Annotated in this window: 21 protein-coding genes; 6 read left to right on the plus strand and 15 right to left on the minus strand. The window is 60.4% G+C overall.

Features of this window, described 5'->3' with window-relative positions; genetic code table 11:
• Positions 1–94 precede the first annotated feature (94 nt).
• The 4 genes from AB4N85_RS17575 (at position 95) to AB4N85_RS17590 (ending at position 4,394) form a co-directional block, all read left to right on the plus strand.
• On the plus strand, positions 95–1,111 hold the full coding sequence (locus AB4N85_RS17575; RefSeq protein ID WP_056790462.1) for an outer membrane protein assembly factor BamD: 1,017 nt from the start codon (positions 95–97) through the stop codon (positions 1,109–1,111).
• 127 nt (positions 1,112–1,238) lie between these two features.
• Positions 1,239–1,472 (plus strand): PP0621 family protein, encoded by a 234-nt coding sequence (locus AB4N85_RS17580; RefSeq protein ID WP_252868302.1) that lies wholly within the window; start codon positions 1,239–1,241, stop codon positions 1,470–1,472.
• Entirely contained in the window at positions 1,462–3,051 is a 1,590-nt protein-coding gene (locus AB4N85_RS17585) for a sensor histidine kinase (RefSeq protein WP_150742245.1), read from the plus strand. Before AB4N85_RS17580 ends, AB4N85_RS17585 begins: the two co-directional genes overlap by 11 nt.
• Complete coding sequence (locus tag AB4N85_RS17590; RefSeq protein ID WP_252868303.1) at positions 3,048–4,394, plus strand: sigma-54-dependent transcriptional regulator; 1,347 nt, start codon at positions 3,048–3,050, stop codon at positions 4,392–4,394. The genes AB4N85_RS17585 and AB4N85_RS17590 overlap by 4 nt, the downstream gene beginning before the upstream one ends.
• Before the next feature lie 92 nt (positions 4,395–4,486).
• Here AB4N85_RS17590 and thiO read toward each other — a convergent pair whose 3' ends face one another.
• From thiO to AB4N85_RS17625, 7 genes are read right to left on the minus strand one after another with little or no spacing between them, the layout of a single operon-like run.
• A complete protein-coding gene (gene thiO / locus AB4N85_RS17595) occupies positions 4,487–5,587 on the minus strand; it encodes a glycine oxidase ThiO (protein WP_252868304.1) in 1,101 nt (366 codons plus the stop codon).
• Between the two features lie 57 nt (positions 5,588–5,644).
• Positions 5,645–6,046: a type IV pilin protein gene (locus AB4N85_RS17600; protein WP_252868305.1), complete on the minus strand. Its 402-nt coding sequence runs from the start codon at positions 6,044–6,046 to the stop codon at positions 5,645–5,647.
• Between the two features lie 15 nt (positions 6,047–6,061).
• Positions 6,062–9,151: a pilus assembly protein gene (locus tag AB4N85_RS17605; RefSeq protein WP_353188949.1), complete on the minus strand. Its 3,090-nt coding sequence runs from the start codon at positions 9,149–9,151 to the stop codon at positions 6,062–6,064.
• Entirely contained in the window at positions 9,138–9,617 is a 480-nt protein-coding gene (locus AB4N85_RS17610) for a pilus assembly PilX family protein (RefSeq protein ID WP_353188950.1), read from the minus strand. Before AB4N85_RS17610 ends, AB4N85_RS17605 begins: the two co-directional genes overlap by 14 nt.
• 10 nt (positions 9,618–9,627) lie before the next feature.
• Complete coding sequence (locus AB4N85_RS17615; RefSeq protein ID WP_353188951.1) at positions 9,628–10,341, minus strand: PilW family protein; 714 nt, start codon at positions 10,339–10,341, stop codon at positions 9,628–9,630.
• Positions 10,338–10,787, minus strand: a complete 450-nt coding sequence (gene pilV / locus AB4N85_RS17620; protein ID WP_024014356.1) for a type IV pilus modification protein PilV — start codon at positions 10,785–10,787, stop codon at positions 10,338–10,340. The genes AB4N85_RS17615 and pilV overlap by 4 nt, the downstream gene beginning before the upstream one ends.
• The gene (locus AB4N85_RS17625; protein WP_041477800.1) at positions 10,784–11,257 is read right to left on the minus strand and encodes a GspH/FimT family pseudopilin; all 474 of its coding nucleotides are present in this window, start codon (positions 11,255–11,257) and stop codon (positions 10,784–10,786) included. The genes pilV and AB4N85_RS17625 overlap by 4 nt, the downstream gene beginning before the upstream one ends.
• Before the next feature lie 130 nt (positions 11,258–11,387).
• Here AB4N85_RS17625 and AB4N85_RS17630 point away from each other — a divergent pair, with 130 nt between their 5' ends.
• Complete coding sequence (locus AB4N85_RS17630) at positions 11,388–11,957, plus strand: GspH/FimT family pseudopilin (protein ID WP_460065253.1); 570 nt, start codon at positions 11,388–11,390, stop codon at positions 11,955–11,957.
• Here the strand turns inward: AB4N85_RS17630 and ispH are convergent.
• The 6 genes from ispH to murJ all read right to left on the minus strand — a co-directional run bounded on the left by ispH (position 11,914) and on the right by murJ (position 19,466).
• Positions 11,914–12,858, minus strand: coding sequence for a 4-hydroxy-3-methylbut-2-enyl diphosphate reductase (gene ispH, locus AB4N85_RS17635; RefSeq protein WP_016773129.1), 945 nt, complete (start codon positions 12,856–12,858; stop codon positions 11,914–11,916). The two genes, AB4N85_RS17630 and ispH, sit on opposite strands and share 44 nt — an antisense overlap.
• A gap of 206 nt (positions 12,859–13,064) precedes the next feature.
• The gene (fkpB, locus tag AB4N85_RS17640; RefSeq protein WP_056790492.1) at positions 13,065–13,517 is read right to left on the minus strand and encodes an FKBP-type peptidyl-prolyl cis-trans isomerase; all 453 of its coding nucleotides are present in this window, start codon (positions 13,515–13,517) and stop codon (positions 13,065–13,067) included.
• Positions 13,510–14,022, minus strand: a complete 513-nt coding sequence (lspA, locus tag AB4N85_RS17645; RefSeq protein ID WP_151551936.1) for a signal peptidase II — start codon at positions 14,020–14,022, stop codon at positions 13,510–13,512. The genes fkpB and lspA overlap by 8 nt, the downstream gene beginning before the upstream one ends.
• A complete protein-coding gene (gene ileS / locus AB4N85_RS17650) occupies positions 14,015–16,846 on the minus strand; it encodes an isoleucine--tRNA ligase (RefSeq protein WP_095181847.1) in 2,832 nt (943 codons plus the stop codon). Before ileS ends, lspA begins: the two co-directional genes overlap by 8 nt.
• 13 nt (positions 16,847–16,859) lie before the next feature.
• The gene (gene ribF, locus AB4N85_RS17655) at positions 16,860–17,798 is read right to left on the minus strand and encodes a bifunctional riboflavin kinase/FAD synthetase (RefSeq protein ID WP_016773125.1); all 939 of its coding nucleotides are present in this window, start codon (positions 17,796–17,798) and stop codon (positions 16,860–16,862) included.
• Positions 17,799–17,927: 129 nt separating this feature from the next.
• The gene (gene murJ / locus AB4N85_RS17660; protein ID WP_016773124.1) at positions 17,928–19,466 is read right to left on the minus strand and encodes a murein biosynthesis integral membrane protein MurJ; all 1,539 of its coding nucleotides are present in this window, start codon (positions 19,464–19,466) and stop codon (positions 17,928–17,930) included.
• Between the two features lie 252 nt (positions 19,467–19,718).
• Here murJ and rpsT point away from each other — a divergent pair, with 252 nt between their 5' ends.
• Positions 19,719–19,991: a 30S ribosomal protein S20 gene (gene rpsT / locus AB4N85_RS17665; RefSeq protein WP_003228351.1), complete on the plus strand. Its 273-nt coding sequence runs from the start codon at positions 19,719–19,721 to the stop codon at positions 19,989–19,991.
• A gap of 184 nt (positions 19,992–20,175) precedes the next feature.
• On the opposite strand, the gene AB4N85_RS17670 is transcribed toward rpsT, so the two are convergent.
• Both AB4N85_RS17670 and proB read right to left on the minus strand, forming a co-directional pair.
• Complete coding sequence (locus tag AB4N85_RS17670; protein ID WP_041477794.1) at positions 20,176–20,643, minus strand: CreA family protein; 468 nt, start codon at positions 20,641–20,643, stop codon at positions 20,176–20,178.
• 10 nt (positions 20,644–20,653) lie between these two features.
• Positions 20,654–21,772, minus strand: a complete 1,119-nt coding sequence (gene proB / locus AB4N85_RS17675) for a glutamate 5-kinase (RefSeq protein ID WP_039761700.1) — start codon at positions 21,770–21,772, stop codon at positions 20,654–20,656.
• Positions 21,773–21,802 lie beyond the last annotated feature (30 nt).

The following is a 21,802-nucleotide window of genomic DNA, read 5'->3' on the forward strand; positions in this document are numbered from 1 at the left end:
CGGCGTCTTTTGCCCCGAGGCTTTTCAACGGGGCGCTCATCATAACAGGACGGCCCCGCCCAAGACAGCGGCCGTCATAGGGACGCAAGCCGCCATGCAAGTGAAACACCTGCTGCTGATCGCCATCCTCGCATTGACCGCTGCTTGCTCATCGAAGGAAGTCGTAGACGAAAACCTCAGCGAAGCCGAGCTGTATCAGCAGGCTCAGACTGACCTGGACAACAACAGCTACACCAGCGCCACAGCCAAGCTGAAGGCTCTGGAGTCGCGTTATCCGTTCGGTCGCTACGCCGATCAGGCTCAGCTGGAGTTGATCTACGCCAACTACAAGAACGCCGAGCCGGAAGCTGCAAAGTCTGCCGCCGAGCGTTTCATTCGTTTGCATCCGCAGCATCCGAACGTGGATTACGCGTACTACCTCAAGGGTCTGACTTCGTTCGACCAGGACGTCGGCCTGCTGGCGCGCTTCCTGCCGCTGGACATGACCAAGCGTGACCCGGGCGCCGCCCGCGACTCGTACAACGAGTTCGCGCAGCTGACCAGCCGCTACCCGAACAGCCGCTACGCGCCGGACGCCAAGCAGCGCATGATCTATCTGCGCAACCTGCTGGCCGCCTACGAAATCCACGTCGCCGACTACTACCTGACCCGTCAGGCTTACGTAGCCGCTGCCAACCGTGGCAAGTACGTCGTGGAAAACTTCCAGGAAACCCCATCGGTCGGCGACGGCCTGGCGGTGATGACCGAAGCCTACCAGCGTCTGCACCTCGACGATCTGGCGGCCACCAGCCTGGAAACCCTGAAGCTCAACTACCCGGATCACCCGAGCCTGGAAGATGGCCAGTTCGTGCCACGCGTAGCCGAGGCCGACAACCGTTCGTTCCTGAGCAAGGCGACTTTGGGCCTGATCGAATCGCGTCCACCGCTGCCGCCGGGCGAAACCCGTGCCAACCAGGACGTGCAGAAGCAGTTCCAGGACGCGAAAGATGCGATCCCGAACGAGCTCAAGCCTAAAGACGAAAACGGCGACGTGATCGAAGAGCCAGAGCCGGAATCCAGCGACACCGATCGCTCGTGGTTCAGCTACATGACCTTCGGCGTGTTCGACTGACCACACCGGCTGTACGAAAAAAGGGAGATCTGCGGATCTCCCTTTTTTATTGCCGCGCTTTAATAGGCTGTGCGCTGATCGGGTCCTTGGCTAAACTGCCGGATCATCAGTCGAAAAGCCGCTCATCATGCTTCGTTTATTGTTCTGGATTGCCCTGATCTTCGCCGCCATCTGGCTCTGGCGCAAATTCAAGGCCCCCGCCTCGTCCACCCGATCGTCGCGCGAACAGGACGCGCCGCCGATGGTGCGTTGTGCCCACTGCGGCGTGCACCTGCCGCGCGACCGCGCGCTGGGCAACCAGCAACTGTGGTATTGCAGCCAGGCTCATCTCGAGCAAGGCCCGGGCGCCAGTGGTCGCTGAGGCCGTCAACGCCGACCAGAAACAGGCGCAGCGTCTGCTGCGCCTTTATCACCTGTACCGTTTAAGTGTCGGCATCACTCTGGTGTTGCTGATCTCCAGCAACATGGACAACCGCCTGCTGACGTCGGCCAACGACGATCTGCTGCGCGGCGGCAGCTGGCTGTACCTGATCATCAATATGCTGCTGGTGGTGTTCCTCGAAAACACCCGGCGCCCGGCGCAGTTGTTCACCCTGGCGCTTGTCGATGTGCTGCTGTTGTGCGGCCTGTTCTACGCGGCCGGCGGCGTGGCCAGTGCGCTGGGCAATCTGCTGGTGGTCTCGGTGGCAATCAGCAACACCCTGCTGCGCCGACGCATCGGCCTGCTGATTGCCGCCATCGCGGCGATCGGCATTGTCGGCCTGAGTTTTCTGCTGGGGCTCAGCCGCCCCTTGAGCGCCAACGCGTACCTGCAAGCCGGCACCCTCGGCGCGCTGTGCTTCGCCGCCTCATTGCTGGTGCAAGGGCTGATTCGTCGCCTCGAAGTCAGCGAGACCCTGGCCGAACAGCGCGCCAGCGAAGTGGTCAGCCTAGAGGCGCTGAACGCGTTGATCCTACAACGCATGCGCACGGGGATTCTGGTGCTCGACGAACAACGCCGGGTGCAACTGGCCAATCACAGTGCGCAGAGTCTGCTCGGCCATAGTCACCTGCAAGGTCATTTGATCGACGAATATTCGCCAGCACTCGTCGAGCGCCTGCAACTGTGGCGCAACAACCCGACCTTGCGCCCGCAGAGCCTGAAAATCCCCGGCAATGGCCTTGAGCTGCAACCCAGCTTCATCGCTCTCGAGCAGAGTCCGAACCAGCAGACACTGGTGTTTCTCGAAGACCTGGCGCAAATCACCCAACAAGCCCAGCAACTCAAGCTCGCTGCGCTCGGGCGTTTGACCGCCGGCATCTCCCATGAAATTCGCAATCCACTGGGCGCGATCAGTCATGCCGCGCAGCTGTTGGCCGAGTCCGAGGAACTCGATAGCGCAGATCGACGTCTGACGCAGATTATTCAAGACCACTCCCAGCGCATGAACCGAGTCATCGAAAACGTCCTGCAACTGTCCCGCCGCCAGCAAAGCGCGCCGCAACGGCTGGACCTCAAGCCGTGGCTGGAAGACTTCGTCGGCGAAACCCGCGAGCAGGCCAACGAACGCCAGCACATTCATCTGCGAATCAATTCCGGCGATTTCACCACGCTGATGGACCCCAACCAGCTGCGGCAGATTCTCGACAATCTGATCCGCAACGCCTGGCGTCACAGCGCCCAACTGCACGAGCAGGCCGAAGTATGGCTGGCACTGTTCGTCGACCCCGACAGCCAATTGGCAGTGCTCGAAGTACAGGACAACGGCCCCGGCGTGTCGGCCGATGAACAGGCGCATCTGTTTGAGCCGTTCTTCACTACGAGCAGCCAGGGCACCGGTCTTGGCCTTTATCTGTCCCGTGAGCTGTGCGAAAGCAACCAGGCACGCCTAGACTTCAAATCACGCCAAGGCGGCGGCTGCTTTTGCATCACTTTTGCTCACGGACGGAAACAAAGTTGAATACAAGCCCACGGCAAAAAATTCTAATCGTCGACGACGAACCGGATATCCGCGAGCTCCTGGAAATCACCCTGGGACGGATGAAACTCGAGACCTTCAGCGCACGCAATCTGGGCGAGGCTCAGGCGCTGTTGCAGCGCGAGCACTTTGACCTGTGCCTGACCGACATGCGCCTGCCCGACGGCACCGGGCTGGAGCTCGTGCAACACATTCAGCAACGCGATCCAAACCTGCCGGTGGCGATGATCACTGCGTACGGAAGCCTGGAAACGGCCATCAATGCATTGAAGGCCGGGGCGTTCGATTTCCTCACCAAACCGGTGGAGCTGCCGCGCCTGCGCGAACTGGTCAGCTCGGCGCTGCGCCTGCCGACAGCGGGCGGCTTGAGCACGGCAATCGAGCGACGCTTGCTGGGCGATTCGCCGCCGATGGCCAATCTGCGCAAGCAGATCGACAAGCTCGCACGCAGTCAGGCGCCGGTGTACATCAGTGGTGAATCCGGCAGCGGCAAAGAACTGGTCGCACGTCTGATTCACGAACAAGGCCCGCGCGCCAGCCGGCCGTTTGTGCCGGTGAACTGCGGGGCAATTCCGTCGGAACTGATGGAAAGCGAATTTTTCGGCCACCGCAAAGGCAGCTTCACCGGTGCCGTCGAAGACAAGCCGGGGCTATTCCAGGCGGCCCATGGCGGCACTCTGTTTCTCGATGAAGTCGCCGACCTGCCGCTGTCGATGCAGGTAAAACTGCTGCGAGCGATCCAGGAAAAAGCCGTGCGCAGCGTCGGCGGCCAGCAGGAAACGGTGGTCGACGTGCGTATCCTTTGCGCCACGCACAAAGACCTTGAAGCCGAAGTTTCGGCCGAACGCTTCCGCCAGGATCTGTATTACCGGCTCAACGTCATCGAACTGCGCGTGCCGTCCCTGCGCGAACGCCGCGACGACATCGAGGCGCTTGCCATGCACGTACTCAAGCGCCTGGCCAAAGACACCGGACAACCCGAAGCGCGCCTGCACCCGCAAGCGCTGGAGGCGCTGAAGAACTATCGCTTTCCCGGCAACGTGCGCGAACTGGAGAATGTTCTCGAACGCGCGCACACCCTGTGTGAAAACCGCACGATCGAAGCGCAGGATCTGCGTTTGAGCGAAGGCAATTGCACGGCGGACGGGGCGATGGCCGATCTGACGCAGATCGACAATCTCGAGGATTATCTGGAGAGCGTCGAGAGGAAGCTGATTTTGCAGGCGCTGGAGGAAACCCGCTGGAACCGCACGGCGGCGGCGCAGCGGTTGAGTCTGTCGTTCAGGTCGATGCGTTATCGGCTGAAGAAATTGGGACTGGATTGAAGGCCCCTTCGCGAGCAGGCTCGCTCCCACATTTGGAATGAGTATTCCTGTGGGAGCGAGCCTGCTCGCGAAGGCGGTCTACCAGCCTCTGACTAAATCCGGCCCTCAGGCGCATACGGCGCCGGATCAATAATCGGCGCTCGCCCCAACATCACATCGGCAAACAACTGACACGATGCCGGCGCCAGCACCAGCCCGTTGCGGTAATGCCCGCAGTTCAGCCACAACCCCTCGAACCCCGGCACCCGGCCAATAAAGGGAACCCCTTCCGGCGACCCCGGCCGCAGCCCGGCCCAGTGCCCGACCACCTCGGCATCCGCCAACGCCGGCAGCAATTCGATCGCCGAGGCCTTGAGGCTTTGCAGCGCTACATCGGTCGGGGTCTTGTCGTAACCTTCGTGCTCCAGCGTGCTGCCGATCAGAATGTGACCGTCGCGACGCGGGATCGCATAACGTCCCTTGGCCAGCACCATGCTCGGCAGGAAATCAGCCGCGCACTTGTAGAGAATCATCTGGCCTTTGACCGGTTCGACCGGCAGCGTCAGGTTCAGCGTCTTGAGCAGATCGCCGCTCCACGCCCCCGCCGTCAGCACAAACTCGTCGCCGCTCATCACCCCAGTGGAGGTTTGCACGCCAACCACGCGCTCGTCCTCGCGGACGAAACCACTGACTTCGCATTGCTCGTGAATCGTCACGTTCGGCAGCGCCAGCAGCGCGGCTTTCAGCGATTTGACCAGCCGTGGATTGCGCACGTTGGCGACATCGGCCATGTAGATCGCTCGGCTGAAACCGCTGCCGAGCACCGGCACCGCGTCATGTGCCGCCGAGATATCCACAGCCCGCAGCGGCCGATTTTCCCGCGCGGCCCAGGCCATGGCTGCGGCTTCATCGTCCAGATCCAACCAATACAGACCAGTGGTGTGCACTTCAGGATCAACGCCAGTGTCAGCAAACAAGCGCTCGCCGAGCTGTGGATAAAAATCCTGCGACCAATGCGCCAGCGCGGTGACTGCCGGACTGTAGCGCCACGGGTATAACGGCGAGACGATGCCGCCGCCAGCCCAGGACGATTCCTGGCCGACATTCGAGCGATCCAGCAGCACCACGCTGCGCACTTCGGAGGCGAGATTGTAGGCAGTGAGCAGGCCAATCACCCCGCCGCCGACAATCACCACTTGCTGTTGCCTGGTCATGTTTGATCCAACCGTAAAAAAGACAGTGGGCGCAAAAGGCGCCCGAAAAAGAATGCGTCAGCGACCCCAGCAATCCTTGGCGGTCACTCCGGTGGTCGCGTTGTTCATGCTTCGCACGCCGGTGTTGGTCAGGGTGAAATCCCCGCATTTGTCGGTGGCCATGGCCGAGCCGGTTTTACGAATCGCGGTGAGCACAAAGGTCTGGTCGGTCAGCGTCGGGGTGATGGTATAGAAATCATTGCCCGTGCTCAGTCCGGTGACGCCGGTGTAGACATTGTTGCGGGTGTAGAAGCGTTCGAGGGTCTGCGCCTGCTCCGAGAGCAGCGAGACCACTTCGGCGCGACGGCCCTTCTTCACGTATTCGTTGTAGCTGGGGATGCTGATGGTGAGGATGATCCCGATAATCGCGATGACGATCATGATCTCGATCAGGGTAAAACCTCGGCTGGATCTGCGCATGCCTCAAATTCTCGCTTACTGGATTTGTCGCCACATGATACGACGGCTGCCGCCGCCACCTTTTTCCACAATGACCGTGACCGCGCCGCTGGTGTCAGTCGTGCCCTTGCGCTCGCCGTTAGCCGAGATGAAGTTCAGGGTCGGAATGCCGCCGGTAAAAATCACGCCACTGGATATCGTATCGTTGCTGTCGACCAAACGGTCACCGGTGGTGTCGATCACGGCGTAGTTGAGCATCTTACCGTTGAACGCATCGAGTTCGACCAGTCGGCCCGTACCAAAACTCGAACAAGGGTCGGTGGTATCGACGCTGGCAGTGGTGAAAACAACTCGTCCCAACACAATACTGGCCTGATTGATCACGCGCTCGCCGGTCAGCACGTTGTTGTACACCAGCGGCAGATACCAGCCTTTCTCTGCCGGATACGTCGTTTCATTCTGGCTGGTGGTCAGAAACTGCCCGGAACTGCCGGAGAACGAGCCGGTAATCGCCTGCGCTTGCAAACTGCTAACGGTGATTTGGCCGGCCCCACCCTCTGCATCCCAGATTGAATAGAACGCCTGCAGATCCTTGTTGGTCTTGTCGGCAGTCTCGTTGAACTTGCCGGTGCCAAAGAACACCTGCTTGCCGCCCTGCGGATTATCCGCCAGCAGCGGTTGCGCGGTGATCGGCTGCGTTGCCCCGCCCGGGGCGGTGAACAATGGCTTGCCGGCAAACGCCACGCCCCAGCTTTCTGCCCCGGGTGCGCTCAAGTCGAATTTCCACATACGCCCCTTCAGGTCACCAGCGTAGGCAGCCTGCACTACGTTCGAGGAATTGACCCTGAGTTTTACCGAAGACAGACCGTTAGTGGTTTCCGTGCTGTCGATGACGATTTTCCTGATCAGCGAACCATCCAGCGCATCCAGCACATACAACGCTGCAACCCCCGAATTGCTGCCGTAACCATTGGCGATGAATGTCGCCCAGCGACCATTGGCCAAGCGTGCGACTTCCGGACGGGCGTAGGCGTAACCCAGATCATTGAAAGCATTCGACGCATTGGCCGTAGCCGGCGCACTGACTTCCCACAGTGCCTTGATCACGTTGCCTGCCGAGGCATCGAACAGTTGCAGCCCATAGAAGGTTTTGCCGCCGGCCCCCGTTCCGCCAATGGCCAGGGTTTTCCAGGTGGTACCGGCCTGCGCATCGAACACGCCGACCTGACCATCCACCAGAAATTTGTGGCTGACGCCGTTGACGTAGTTGGTGTCCGCGATCAGCCGCAACGAAGGCAGCACGCTGGAAGGCATGTAGGCATAACGGCGGGTGCCGTTCGCCGAATTGATCACGTTGACGAAACCGTCGTTGGCGTTCACCACCAGACTGGCATTCATGTTCGCAGCCTTGGTGGTCAGGTAGTTGGTGTAACTGCTGTCACCCGTCAGATCGGATGCGGTCTTGTCTGAAGGCGACGCGAGCACCAGCGGCGAATTGATGATGTCGCCCAGCAGCGCAGTGCGCACTTTGAGCCCGGCCTTGTTGGTCCCTTTGCTCCACTCCACCAGATCATTACCGTTGATTCCGGCGGGCAACCCCTGATTCAGCGTAGTCTGCTGCGCCGGGGAAAAGTTGAGGAGTGCCAGGGCAATAGGCGTGTTGCTCAAGGTGTTCCATGACTGGAAAGTCGGCGCTGTGGCAGAGGGCACGATGGTGGTGTCGGTCGACCATTGCGCCGCCGAGGTATTTACCGTGCCGGTCGAGGTAAAGCCGAACGACCTGATCGTGCCCCGCCAATCCTTGGGATCGTAAGTGGTCTGGTAAAAACTGCTGCCACTGCTCAAGGTGCTGCTGCTGGCGACGCCGGCACCACCGGAGCCGGCCTTGGAAGTGATATCGCTCAATGCCGACGATAACGCCGCATTGAGCCCGGAGCTGTCGGTCGCCTGGTAGTACCTGCCCTGCCCGTAACTGGCGGCGTCGGACAACATGTCGTTATCCGCCGCGAAACCCACGGTGTAGGTGTTCATGTTCTGCCGGGGAAAATCCACCGCGTTCCAGCTCTTGCCTGCTGCGTCAGTACCGGTCGAACGCATGTCGATGTCGAAGGCGAATTTGGCGATGTCATCCAGATAAAGCGTGTCGCCTTCACCGTCACCGTTGAGGTTGTCGCCATCGTTATTCACGCCATCCCAGTTCGGTAGCCGGCTGCCTCCCAGCGGATCGTTGGTCGGGAAGGTACGGTCATAGGTTGGCAAGCCATCGGTAATCACCACGCCGTAGTTTTTCTGGCAGCGGTATTGAATCGGACTGGTATAGCTCGCCGGCGTGCCGTTGTAGTAAGGCGCCAACCCACGCATGTAGCGCGTGACTTCGTAATAGCTCTCGGCCAATGGCGTGTTGGCCACGGCGTTCAAGCCGTTGATCGATGAGATCAGCGCGTTGTAGTTGGTGTCTGCCTGGGCCTGGGTGACGCTGCCCGCGACGGGTGACAAATCGGTGATCGAGCGAGCGATGAAACCGCCGTTGCCCGGGTTGCTGCTGGTCGCCGGATTGAATGTCGACAGGCCCATGCGCAAGGTGCGGTTGCTGCTCACCAGTGCGGTGGAAACGTTGCGCGCCACGTTCATCCGGTAATCGTTGGGAATCGCCCCCGTGGTGAAGTCTCGGGTGCCGGTGCTGTTGGCGAGGCTGACTATGTAGGAAATGTAATCGGCGGAATACCGAGTGTTCTCGTTGCCTACGGGGTCTGGGAGCTTGAGGCACAAGGGCGCCACGCTGTTGTTGTAGAACGCATAGGCGCCTCCCGAGCAACCGGAAGTCGGCAGGCTCGATAGAAACACTGTGTCGCCAGTAATCTGCGGCGCATTGAGTGCAGAGCACAATCCGAGGAAGGCATTGCACTGCCGGGCGGGAGTGCGGTTGACGTTCGGGTCGAATCCGGCGGCGTAGATGATGCTGTTCATACTCCCCGAGTCATCGATCAGCAGCATCACGTTTGGCGCCACCGCAGCCGCGCTCAGCAATGGCGAATCGGAAGGCGTGAAAGCCCAGGCCGGTGCCGCCAGGTAGCAACTCAGCAGCATGCCGATCAGCAGCGACAGGCCGCGCTCAATACTTCGCATAGACACTCTCCACCACGCTACGCGAATTGCCGGCGATGCCGACCGCAGTGACTCGATACAACGTCGCCGAAGTGTTACTCGGCACGTTCACCGCCGTCAGGGTCGTGCCGATGTTCTGCACGCCATAAAAGCCATTACCGGCGGCGATCCAGGTCACCCCGGAGGTCGAATTGAACCCGGCCGAGCTGACCACTGACGACTCCGCCGGCGGCAGACATTGGGTCGTGCCGCTGCACACCGCCAACGAGTAACTGTCCAGCTGCACCGCACTTTCGCCGATACGCAACGCCGCTTCCGCAACCTGAAACGATTGATTGCGCAGGCTTACGCTGCCGGCCATTTTCTCTTGCAGGTTGGCGCTCTGCATCGAGGACAAACCGATCAATGTGAGCAACAGCAGAAACACCAGGCTCACCAACAGGACCATGCCGCGCTGGGCCTGACGTTGTTGCAAGGAAATCCTCATCGCCGCCCCCTCATGGCAAGCGGTTGCGTAATGCCGCAACCACGTTGAAGGTTTGATTGCGCACCCGATTGTTCGGGTCGGTGAGGGTCAGGCTCAGGCGCACGCTGCGGATGCGCGCCGGATCGCCGGGGTTGCTGCTGTACGTTGAAGCTGCGACGTCGGTCGCGGAGCTGGCCAGACCGAATGTGACGTTGAAGGCGCTGACGTTGTTCACCAGCACTTGCTGCGCCGGATTGCCGCTGCCAGTGCCCATGAGGATCTGGTTATTGCTGAAGCTGTAGATCAGGCGCCGGATCGGGAACGCGATCTGCCCCGTGGTCGGGCTGCGCAATCCGCTGTAGGCGACCGCGCTGTTGCGACAATCGGAAATCACTGTCCAGGTCGGCGTTCCCCCGCCGCTGCCGACATCGGCGGTGACCAGGGTCAGCTTGAGACTAGCGTTATCCCAGCTGATCGGGATGAGTTGCGCAGTGTTGAAATCCCCTGCTGAGCTGGAGTCGACGATGGTGCCGAGGCAGCCGAACATGCCGACCATACGGATTTCCTGAATCATTTTGCTGAGGACGAAGCGCGCATCTTCCTGCATCGCTGCGGCGCTGTTCTGACTGACGTAAGTGTTTTTTGCGGCGATGAAAATCTGTACCACGCCGAGCACGACGATCAGCCCCAAAGCCAGGGCAATCAGCAACTCGATCAGGCCGAAACCACGGCTGGTGTGCTTCATGGCGTGGCCACCGGATCGACCGCCGCCCGGCTGGTCAGGACGAAACTGCGCTGGGCACTGGCAGAGTTGGCCGCGCGCGCATCGCTCCAGGTAATGGTGATGGTGTAGACCCGCTGGTTGAGGGTGATGCTGCCCGTCGCGGTCGGGCCGCCGAAGTTGGCGATATTGGTGGTGAAGTCGTAGAGGTCCTGGTCCCGCGCATTACTCAGATTGCCCGAGGTCGGCGGCGTAACGGTGTAGTTGGCGCCGGAATTGGCGCGGATGCGATCCATCATGTCATAGGCGATGAAACTGGCCTGACTGGTCATCCGCGAACTGTCGGTGTACTTCAGCGCATTGAGCTGCACCGCCGCTGCGCCCAACAGCCCGACGGTAAGAATCAGCAACGCGACCAGCACTTCGATCAGCGTCATGCCCTCCTGTGCGTTTTTGCTCCCTGCCCTCATCCGCAATTTCCACCCAGTTGAATGCGTCCGTTCAAACACACGTTCAGCGTCCTGCTTTGCGTGCCCAGCGTGTAACCGATGACTACCGCCGTCGACGGTGCCGCCAGACCACCAAGATTGTTGAAATCCAGTGCGGTCACTCCTGAGGGTAGCGTCAGAGTCGCGCCGCTGCTCATCGCTGGAACAACCCGCAACACATTGGCCGGATTGCCAGTACTGTCGTAGACCGCCAGCTCACCGGTCCACACACTGCCGCCAGCGGTCGGACGCAGACGCGTGGTCACGCCGCGATTGATCGCTTCGAGCCGGGCGAAATTGATCGCGCGCTGCAAGTCGCCGACTTCGGTATCTGCCTTGCTGCTCTGGATCGTACGGGTAAAGGCCGGCACCGCCAGCGTGATCAGTATCAGGAACACCGCAATGGCGACCAGCAACTCGACCAGCGTGAAACCTTTTGTACGAAGATCCATCGGTGCCCTCCCTTGCCGTCGGCTATACCTGCTTTTACACGCTAGAACATTCGCTCGGCACGCGCCGACTGATTTGCCCTGCGCGGCGCACGGATTGCGCTGCTCATACCATTCCACGGAGGGATTTTTCATGCCGCAACACGGTTTCAGCCTGATTGAACTGCTTATGGGACTGGCGATTGGCGCAATTGTTCTGCTGCTGGTCAGCCCGGTGTTCGCCGCGCTCAAGCAAGCGACTCAGCGCGACCACGCAGCGCAGTCGCTGCTCGAGGGCATCCGCCACGCTCGCACCCTGGCTATGACCCACAATCAAAGTGTGGTGATCCATGGCATTGACGGCGACTGGAGTCAGGGTTGGCGAATCATTCTGGATCTTAGCGGCAAGGGGCCGGAGGACAGCAGCAATCCGCTGCTGGTTGAACGCGCCAGTGAGGCGAAGGTGGCGATTGTCGGCAACTGGTGGGTGAGCCGCTACGTGCGGTTCAGTCATCTGGGGCAGCCACTGATGCCGGGACGGCGATTTCAGGCGGGGACAATACACGTCTGCTCGCCGCGCGAGCCGGTCAGCCAGCGGCAGATCGTGCTGGCGGCGACCGGTCGCGTGCGCCTGGGCAGTCAGGAGACCGAACAGGCGCTGTGCGACAAAGGCAGAAGCGTCAGATCGAACGGACGCGCAGCTCTTTCGGCATCGAGAACGTGATGTTCTCCTCACGGCCAGCCAGCTCGTCGGCACCGGTCGCGCCCCAGGCCTGCAATTGCTGGATCACGCCCCGGACCAGCACTTCCGGTGCGGACGCGCCAGCGGTAATGCCAATACGCTCGACGCCGTCGAACCAGCTCTGTTGCAGGTCCTCGGCACCGTCGATCAGGTACGCCGGAGTCGCCATGCGCTCAGCCAATTCGCGCAGGCGATTGGAGTTGGAGCTGTTCGGGCTGCCGACCACCAGTACCACGTCGCACTCGTCGGCCAGTTGCTTGACGGCGTCCTGGCGGTTTTGTGTGGCGTAGCAGATGTCGTCCTTGCGCGGACCACCGATGGCCGGGAAGCGCGTGCGCAGGGCATCGATCACACGGCTGGTATCGTCCATCGACAAGGTTGTCTGGGTGACGAAGGCGAGTCTTTCCGGATCGCGCACCTGCAATGCGGCCACGTCCTTTTCGTCTTCGACGAGGTAGATCGCGCCGCCGTTGCTGGCATCGTACTGGCCCATGGTGCCTTCAACTTCCGGGTGACCGGCGTGGCCGATCAGGATGCACTCGCGACCGTCGCGGCTGTATTTGGCGACCTCGATGTGCACCTTGGTCACCAGCGGGCAGGTTGCATCGAAGACTTTCAGGCCACGACCTGCAGCTTCGTTGCGCACGGCTTGGGAAACACCGTGGGCGCTGAAGATGACGATCACGTCATCGGGCACCTGATCGAGCTCTTCGACGAAAATCGCGCCACGGCTGCGCAGGTCTTCGACGACGAACTTGTTGTGCACCACTTCATGACGCACATAGATCGGCGGCCCGAAGACTTCCAGGGCGCGGTTGACGATTTCGATCGCCCGGTCCACACCGGCGCAGAAGCCACGGGGGTTGGCGAGTTTGATTTGCATGCTGTGCCTCGTGTCTTGCGCGCGAAAACAATGGAAAACAGACTGTGGAGACCTGCTTGTTGTGGCGAGGGGAATCATCCCCGCTCGGCTGCGTAGCAGTCGCAGACCTTCAACGGACTTATCTCAGAATCCGTTGACTGGTCTGGGGGCGCTTCGCACCCCAGCGGGGATGAATCCCCTCGCCACAGAAGCTCACTCCTGCATTTTTAGATCGCTTTGACGGAAATGATTTCCACGTCAAAGGTCAGCGTCTTGCCCGCCAGCGGGTGGTTGAAGTCGACGGTCACTTGCGTGTCATCGAATTCCTTCACCACTCCTGGCAATTCAGTATTGGCCGCATCGTTGAAGATCACCAGCAGACCCGGCGACAACTCCATGTCGTTGAACTGCGAACGCGGGATGGTCTGCACGTTCTGCGGGTTTGGCTGTCCGAAAGCGTTTTCCGGCTCAACGGTCACTGTGCGCCTGTCGCCGGCCTTGAAGCCAAACAGTGCGGCTTCGAAACCCGGCAGCAGGTTGCCATCGCCGACCTTGAAGGTCGCCGGGGCCTTGTCGAAGGTACTGTCGACGGTGTCACCGTTTTCCAGGCGCAAGGCAAAGTGCAGGGTGACTTCGGTGTTCTGGCCGATGCGTTGCTCAGTCGATTGCGGTTCAGTCATGAGCAGCCTCTTCGGTTTTCTTCGATTTGAACATGTCCAGTGCCAGCATGATCGCGCCAACGGTGATCGCGCTGTCGGCAATGTTGAACGCCGGGAAATACCAGCGGTTCTGCCAGTGCACCAGAATGAAGTCGATCACATGGCCCAGGGCAATGCGGTCATACAGGTTGCCCAGCGCGCCACCCAGCACCAGTGCCAGGGCGACGGCCAGCCAGGTGTCGTTGCGACCCAAACGCTTGAGCCAGACCACCAGCACCGCACTGACGACAATGGCGATCAGCGCAAACAGCCAGCGCTGCCAGCCGGAGCTGTCGGCGAGGAAGCTGAAGGCAGCGCCAGTGTTGTAGGCCAGGGTCCAGCTGAACAGATCGGGAATGATCACGATCTGCTGGAACATTTCGAGCTTGCTTTCGAAGTAGAACTTGCTGGCCTGGTCAATGACCAGGACCAGCAGGCTCAACCACAGCCAGCTCAGCCGTCCGAAACGGCCAATGGCATCAGGCATAGTGACGAACCTCGCCAGCACCGCTGATGTTGTCGACGCAACGCCCGCAGATTTCCGGATGTTCCGGGTTCACGCCGACGTCTTCGCGGCAATGCCAGCACCGCGCGCATTTCGGGAACGCCGATTTGACGATCTTCAGTTTCAGACCGCTGACTTCGGTGGCCACTGCATCGGCCGGAGCCTGAACGAATGGCGCGACGCTGGCAGTCGAGGTGATCAGGACAAAGCGCAGCTCGTTGCTCAGCTTGGCCAGATCGGCGCTCAGCGCCTCTTCGGCAAACAGCGTCACTTCGGCCTGCAGGTTGCCACCGACGGCTTTCGCCGCACGCTGGATTTCCATCTCTTTGTTGACCGCGACTTTCACTTCCATGATGCGATCCCAGTAGGCGCGACCCAGCTCGAAGCCTTCCGGCAGCTCGGTCAGGCCTTCGTACCAGGTGTTGAGCATGACCGACTCGTTACGCTCGCCCGGCAGGTATTGCCACAGCTCGTCGGCAGTGAAGGCGAGGATCGGCGCGATCCAGCGCACCAGCGCTTCAGAGATGTGGAACAGCGCGGTCTGGCACGAGCGACGGGCCTTGCTGTCGGCGCCGGTGGTGTACTGGCGGTCCTTGATGATGTCGAGGTAGAAACCGCCCAGCTCCTGCACGCAGAAGTTGTGGATCTTCGAGTACACGTTCCAGAAACGATATTCGCCGTAATGCTCTTGCAACTCGCGTTGCAGCAACAGCGTGCGATCCACCGCCCAGCGATCCAGCGCCAGCATGTCTTCTGCCGGCAGCAGATCGGTGGCCGGATTGAAACCGGTCAGGTTGGAAAGCAGGAAGCGCGCGGTGTTACGGATACGACGATAGGCATCGGCGCTGCGGGTCAGGATCTGATCCGACACAGCGATTTCGCCAGAGTAGTCGGTCGACGCGACCCAAAGACGCATGATGTCGGCGCCCAGCGTATCGTTGATCTTCTTCGGCTCAATCACGTTTTTCAGCGACTTGGACATCTTGCGGCCGGACTCGTCGACGGTGAAGCCGTGCGTCAGCAGTTCGCGGTACGGTGCGTGGTTGTCGATGGCGCAACCGGTCAGCAACGACGAGTGGAACCAGCCACGGTGCTGGTCGGAACCTTCCAGGTAGAGGTCGGCACGCGGGCCGCTCTCGTGGCCCATCGGGTGCGAACCGCGCAGAACGTGCCAGTGCGTGGTGCCCGAGTCGAACCAGACGTCGAGGGTGTCGCTGATCTTGTCGTATTGCGGCGCTTCATCGCCCAGCAGTTCGGCGGCGTCGAGTTTGAACCAGGCTTCGATGCCTTCGACTTCAACGCGTTTGGCGACTTCTTCCATCAGCTCGACGGTACGCGGGTGCAGCTCGCCGCTTTCCTTGTTGAGGAAGAACGGGATCGGCACGCCCCAGTTGCGCTGACGCGAGATGCACCAGTCCGGACGATTGGCGATCATCGAATGCAGACGCGCCTGGCCCCAGGCCGGAACGAACTTGGTGTCTTCGATGGCTTTGAGCGAGCGCACGCGCAGGGTGTCGCCGCTGGTTGGCTCCTTGTCCATGCCGATGAACCACTGCGCAGTAGCGCGGTAGATCAGCGGGGTCTTGTGGCGCCAGCAGTGCATGTAGCTGTGTTCGATGACGGTGGTGTGCATCAGCGCACCGACTTCGGTCAGTTTTTCGACGATGGCCGGGTTGGCCTTCCAGATGAACTGGCCGCCGAAGAATTCCAGCGACGGCACGTACACGCCGTTGCTCTGTACCGGGTTGAGGATGTCGTCGTTGACCATGCCGTATTTCTTGCAGGTCACGAAGTCGTCCACACCATAGGCCGGGGCGGAGTGAACCACGCCGGTGCCTGCACCCAGTTCGACGTAGTCAGCCAGGTACACCGGCGACAGACGATCGTAGAACGGGTGACGGAAGTTGATCAGCTCCAGCTCTTTACCGGTGGTGGTGGCAACGACCGAACCTTCCACGCCATAGCGCGCCAGGCAGGCTTCGACCAGCTCTTCAGCCAGCACCAGCAGCTTGTCGCCGATATCGACCAGGGCGTAGTTGAATTCAGGGTGCACGTTCAGCGCCTGGTTGGCCGGGATGGTCCACGGGGTGGTGGTCCAGATCACGATCGCAGCAGGTTTGCTCAGCGAGGCCAGACCGAAGGCCGCAGCCAGTTTGGCTTCGTCGGCGATCGGGAACGCAACGTCGATGGTCGAGGACTTCTTGTTCTCGTACTCGACTTCCGCTTCAGCCAGAGCCGAACCGCAATCGAAGCACCAGTTCACTGGCTTGAGGCCCTTGAAGACAAAACCACCCTTGACGATTTCGGCGAGGGCGCGGATTTCACCGGCCTCGTTCTTGAAATCCATGGTCTTGTACGGATTGGCGAAGTCGCCGAGCACGCCGAGACGGATGAACTCGGACTTCTGCCCTTCGATCTGCTCGGTGGCGTAGGCACGGCACAGCTCGCGGGTCTTATCCGCGCCGAGGTTCTTGCCGTGGGTCACTTCAACCTTGTGCTCGATCGGCAGGCCGTGGCAGTCCCAGCCCGGGACGTAAGGCGCATCGAAACCCGACAGGGTTTTCGAGCGGATGATCATGTCCTTGAGAATCTTGTTCAGTGCGTGACCGATGTGGATCGTGCCGTTGGCGTACGGAGGGCCGTCGTGCAGGACGAACTTCGGACGATCCTTGCCAATCTCGCGCAACTTTCCGTACAGGCCAATACTGTCCCAGCGCTGCAGGATCTGCGGTTCGCGCTGTGGCAGGCCGGCCTTCATTGGGAAGGCGGTGTCCGGAAGGTTTAGCGTGGCTTTATAGTCGGTCATTTAAGGCTCTTCATTAGCGATGGGCGCTAGGTGCGGCTAGTGCACGGGCGGTGGCGACATCCGCATTGATCGCCGTTTTCAATGCCTCCAGAGAGGCGAAGCGCTGCTCTTCACGCAGCTTTTGGTGGAAAACCACCGTCAAACGCCGGTCATACAGATCGCCGGCAAAATCTAACAGATGGACCTCGAGGTGGGCTTTGCCATCTCCTTGCACCGTGGGGCGCACGCCGATATTGGCGACGCCGGGCCAGGTCTTGCCGTCGATATCGACATTCACCAGATAGACCCCGGTGAACGGCACGCGACGACGCTTGAGTTGAATGTTGGCAGTGGGCGTGCCCAGTTGCCGGGCCAGTTTCTGCCCATGCAGCACGCGACCGGCGATACGGTACGGACGGCCGAGCAAGCGTTCGGCCAAGGCAAAATCGGCCGCAGCCAAGGCGTTGCGCACCTGCGTGCTGCTGACGCGAATGCCGTCCAGCTCGACGGTTTGCGCCGCTTCGACGGTGAAACCGTGAACCTGCCCGGCCTGCATCAGAAAATCGAAATCGCCGAGGCGGTCGCAACCGAAACGGAAATCGTCACCGACCTCCAGATGCTGCACACCAAGGCCATCGACCAGAATGGTATCGACGAATTCACTGGCGCTGAGCTTGCTCAGCCGCTGGTTGAAAGCCAGGCACAACACCCGGTCGACGCCTTCAGCGGCCAGCAATTGCAGCTTGTCGCGCAACCGCGCCAGACGTGCCGGTGCGGTGTCGGGGGCAAAGAACTCCCGTGGCTGCGGCTCGAAAATCACCACGCAGCTGGGTACGCCCAACTCAAGCGCACGCTCACGCAGCCGGGCCAGGATAGCCTGGTGACCACGGTGAACACCGTCAAAGTTGCCAATAGTGGCGACGCAGCCCCGATGCTGGGGGCGCAAGTTGTGGAGGCCTCGAACCAGCTGCATAACGCGCTTCTTGCTCATAAAGTGGTCGATTATAACCACACCCGACGGCCGACGACAGGCAACACCGTAACGCAAAGTGAACGAGCCGACAAAACCGCCGGCCCATGCCTGCTCATGAAGGCTGAAACCTCAGCTCAAGGCCTTGCGATTGAAGTCGCGCAGGCGGAAACCCAACAGCAACAACATACCGAAATAGGCCACCACGCCAGCAACCACCAGCGCGCCCAGGCGCAAGAAGCGCTCAAGCATATGGCCCTCATCCCAGGCGGGCATGAAATGCATGCCGGCCAGCAAGACCGCCGACATCACGGTCACCGCAACGACCAGCTTGAAGCCGAATTTGCCCCAGCCCGGTTGCGGTTGATACATCTTTTGCTTGCGCAGTTGATAGAACAGCAGCCCGGCGTTCAGGCAAGCACCGGCACTGATCGCCAAGGCAAGGCCGGCGTGGGCTAGTGGGCCGATCAACGCCAGGTTGAACAACTGCGTGCAGACCAGCGTGAAAATTGCGATTTTCACCGGGGTGCGAATGTTCTGTTGCGCATAAAAGCCCGGCGCCAGCACTTTGATCACGATAATCCCGAGCAGGCCGACCGAATAGGCAATCAGCGCGCGCTGGGTCATCTCGGCATCAAAGCCACTGAACTGACCGTACTGGAACAACGAAACAGTCAGCGGCTCGGCAAGAATCCCCAGTGCCAGCGCGCACGGCAACACCAGCACAAAGCACAGGCGCAGCCCCCAATCGAGGATCCGCGAGTATTCGTGGCGATCCTTGCTGGCGTAGGTCTTGGCCAGCGTTGGCAGAAGAATCGTGCCGAGCGCCACGCCCAATACGCCCGACGGCAATTCCATCAAGCGGTCGGCGTAATACATCCACGACACCGAACCTGCGACCAGAAACGAGGCGAAGATGGTGTTGATGATCAGCGAAATCTGACTCACCGACACGCCGAGAATCGCCGGCAGCATCTGCTTCATCACCCGCCACACGCCGCTGTCGCGCAGGTTCAGGCGTGGCAGCACGAGCATGCCGATCTTTTTCAGGTGCGGCAGCTGATACAGCAACTGCGCCAGACCGCCTACCAGCACCGCCCAGCCAAGGGCCATGACCGGTGGATCGAAATACGGCGTGAGGAACAGCGAAAACACGATCATGCTGACGTTGAGCAGAGTCGGTACGAAGGCCGGCACCGAGAAGCGGTTCCAGGTATTCAGAATCGCGCCGGCCAGCGACGACAGCGAGATCAGCAATATATAAGGAAAGGTCACCCGCAACAGATCGGAGGTGAGCTGGAATTTTTCCGGGGTATCGGTAAAACCGGGCGCTGTGGCCCAGATCACCCAAGGGGCGGCGATCATGCCCAGTGCAGTCACAACCGCCAACACCAGCGTCAACAGGCCCGATACATAGGCAATGAAGGTGCGCGTCGCCTCTTCGCCCTGCTGGCTTTTATATTCGGCCAGGATCGGCACGAACGCCTGGGAGAAAGCCCCTTCGGCAAAGATGCGCCGCAGCAGGTTGGGCAGTTTGAACGCAATAAAGAAGGCATCCGTGGCCATCCCGGCGCCGAATGTCCGCGCGATCAGCGTGTCACGAACAAAACCCAGAATCCGGGAAAGCATCGTGATAGAGCTGACGGCGGCCAACGATTTGAGCAGATTCATTGAGAGAGTTTGTGCCTGTCGATAAACAGCAGGCGAACAATGCGCCTACTTGTGCGATACTCCGCGCCGCAACAGCACAGAGCCAAAGCTCGCGAGTTTACAGGTCAAGCGCCGGAAATAAATATCCCGCCTCTTTATACCTACCACTTAGCGGAACGATTCAAGTGCCCTTGACAAGACAAGTCTTCATCGGCATGATTCGCGGCCTATTTTGTTTGCTATTTCCTAAAAAGTCTTTCGAGGAGCTCGACGGTGGCCAACTCACCTTCCGCCAAAAAACGTGCAAAACAGGCTGAGAAGCGTCGCAGCCACAACGCCAGCCTGCGTTCCATGGTTCGTACCTACATCAAGAATGTAGTTAAGGCCATCGACGCAAAAGACGCTGAAAAAGCTCAAGCTGCATACGTTCTGGCTGTGCCAGTTATCGACCGTATGGCCGATAAAGGCATCATCCACAAGAACAAGGCTGCTCGTCATAAGAGCCGTCTGAATGGCCACGTCAAAGCGCTGAAAGAAGCCGCTTAATCGACGTAGTCATTAAAAAACCGACCTCAGGGTCGGTTTTTTATTGCCTGTGATTTAACAAGCTACAGGCAAAAAACTGTGGGAGCGAGCCTGCTCGCGAATGCGATCTGCCAGTTGATATTTCTATCGACCGACATGACCTCTTCGCGAGCAGGCTCGCTCCCACAGTTCGGATTGGTGGCGCTTATTGCTGGACCGGCACCCACGGCAGGATCGGGATCGCCGTCACGGCATTCTGCGGACTACCCTCGATCAAGCGATCGCTGTAGACCAGGTACACCAGCGTGTTGCGCTTCTTGTCGAGGAAACGCACCACTTGCATGGTCTTGAACACCAGCGAGGTGCGCTCCTTGAACACCTCGTCGCCGTCCTTCAACTCACCCTTGAACTTGATCGGCCCGACCTGACGACAAGCGATCGAGGCTTCGGCACGATCCTCGGCCAGACCGAGACCACCCTTCACTCCGCCGGTCTTGGCACGCGACAGGTAGCAGGTCACGCCCTCGACTTTCGGATCGTCGAACGCTTCGACCACAATCCGGTCATTCGGCCCGACAAACTTGAACACCGTCGACACCTGACCGATTTCCTCGGCCGAGACCAGCAACGGCATGGCCATCAGCAGGCCCAACAACCCTTTCGCTACACGCATCGAATTTTCCTTAGACCAGAATCAGGTTGTCACGGTGAACCAGTTCCGGCTCCGCCATGTAACCGAGCAAACCGACAATCGCATCCGACGACTGACCGATGATTTTTTGCGCTTCCAGGGCGCTGTAATTGGCCAGACCCCGCGCAATCTCCCGACCGTCCGGCGCCACACAGACGACCATCTCACCGCGACGGAAACTGCCTTGAACCAGTTTCACCCCCACCGGCAGCAGACTTTTGTTGCCCTTGGACAACGCCGACACCGCCCCCTCATCCAGCACCAGAGTGCCACGGGTTTGCAGATGACCGGCCAGCCACTGCTTGCGCGCCGCAAGCATGCCGCGCTCCGGCGATAGCAGCGTGCCAATGCGCTCGCCCGCCTTGAGACGATCAAGCACACGCTCAAGCCGCCCGCCAACGATGATGGTGTGCGCACCGGAACGCGCTGCCAGGCGTGCCGCACGCAACTTGGTCTGCATGCCGCCACGCCCCAGCGCACCGCCGGTACCACCTGCAACCGCATCGAGCGTCGGATCATCGGCGCGCGCTTCATAAATCAGCTGCGCATCGGGATTGTTGCGCGGATCGGCGTCGAACATGCCGTCGCGATCAGTGAGGATCACCAGCAGATCGGCCTCGACCAGATTGGCCACCAGCGCCGCCAGCGTGTCGTTGTCGCCGAAACGGATTTCATCGGTGACCACAGTGTCGTTTTCGTTGATCACCGGAATGACTTTCAGCTCGACCAGTGCACGCAAGGTGCTTCGGGCATTGAGGTAGCGCTTGCGGTCGGACAGGTCGTCGTGGGTCAGGAGAATCTGTGCAGTGTGCCGGCCATGCTCGGCGAAGCTCGACTCCCACGCCTGCACCAACCCCATCTGACCGATTGCAGCGGCCGCCTGGAGCTCGTGCATGGCACTGGGTCGTGCGGTCCAGCCCAAGCGACTCATGCCGGCCGCCACCGCCCCGGAGGACACCAGCACCAACTCGACGCCCGCCTCATGCAGCGCCACCATCTGCTCGACCCAGACACTCATTGCCGCGCGATCCAGCCCTTTGCCGTCAGCTGTCAGCAAAGCGCTGCCGATCTTCACGACCCAACGCTGCGCACCTGTCACCTTGCTCCGCATCATCTTCAACCTTAGCTTGAGGGCAGCGCG

The organism is Pseudomonas sp. H1_G08, from assembly GCF_054681355.1.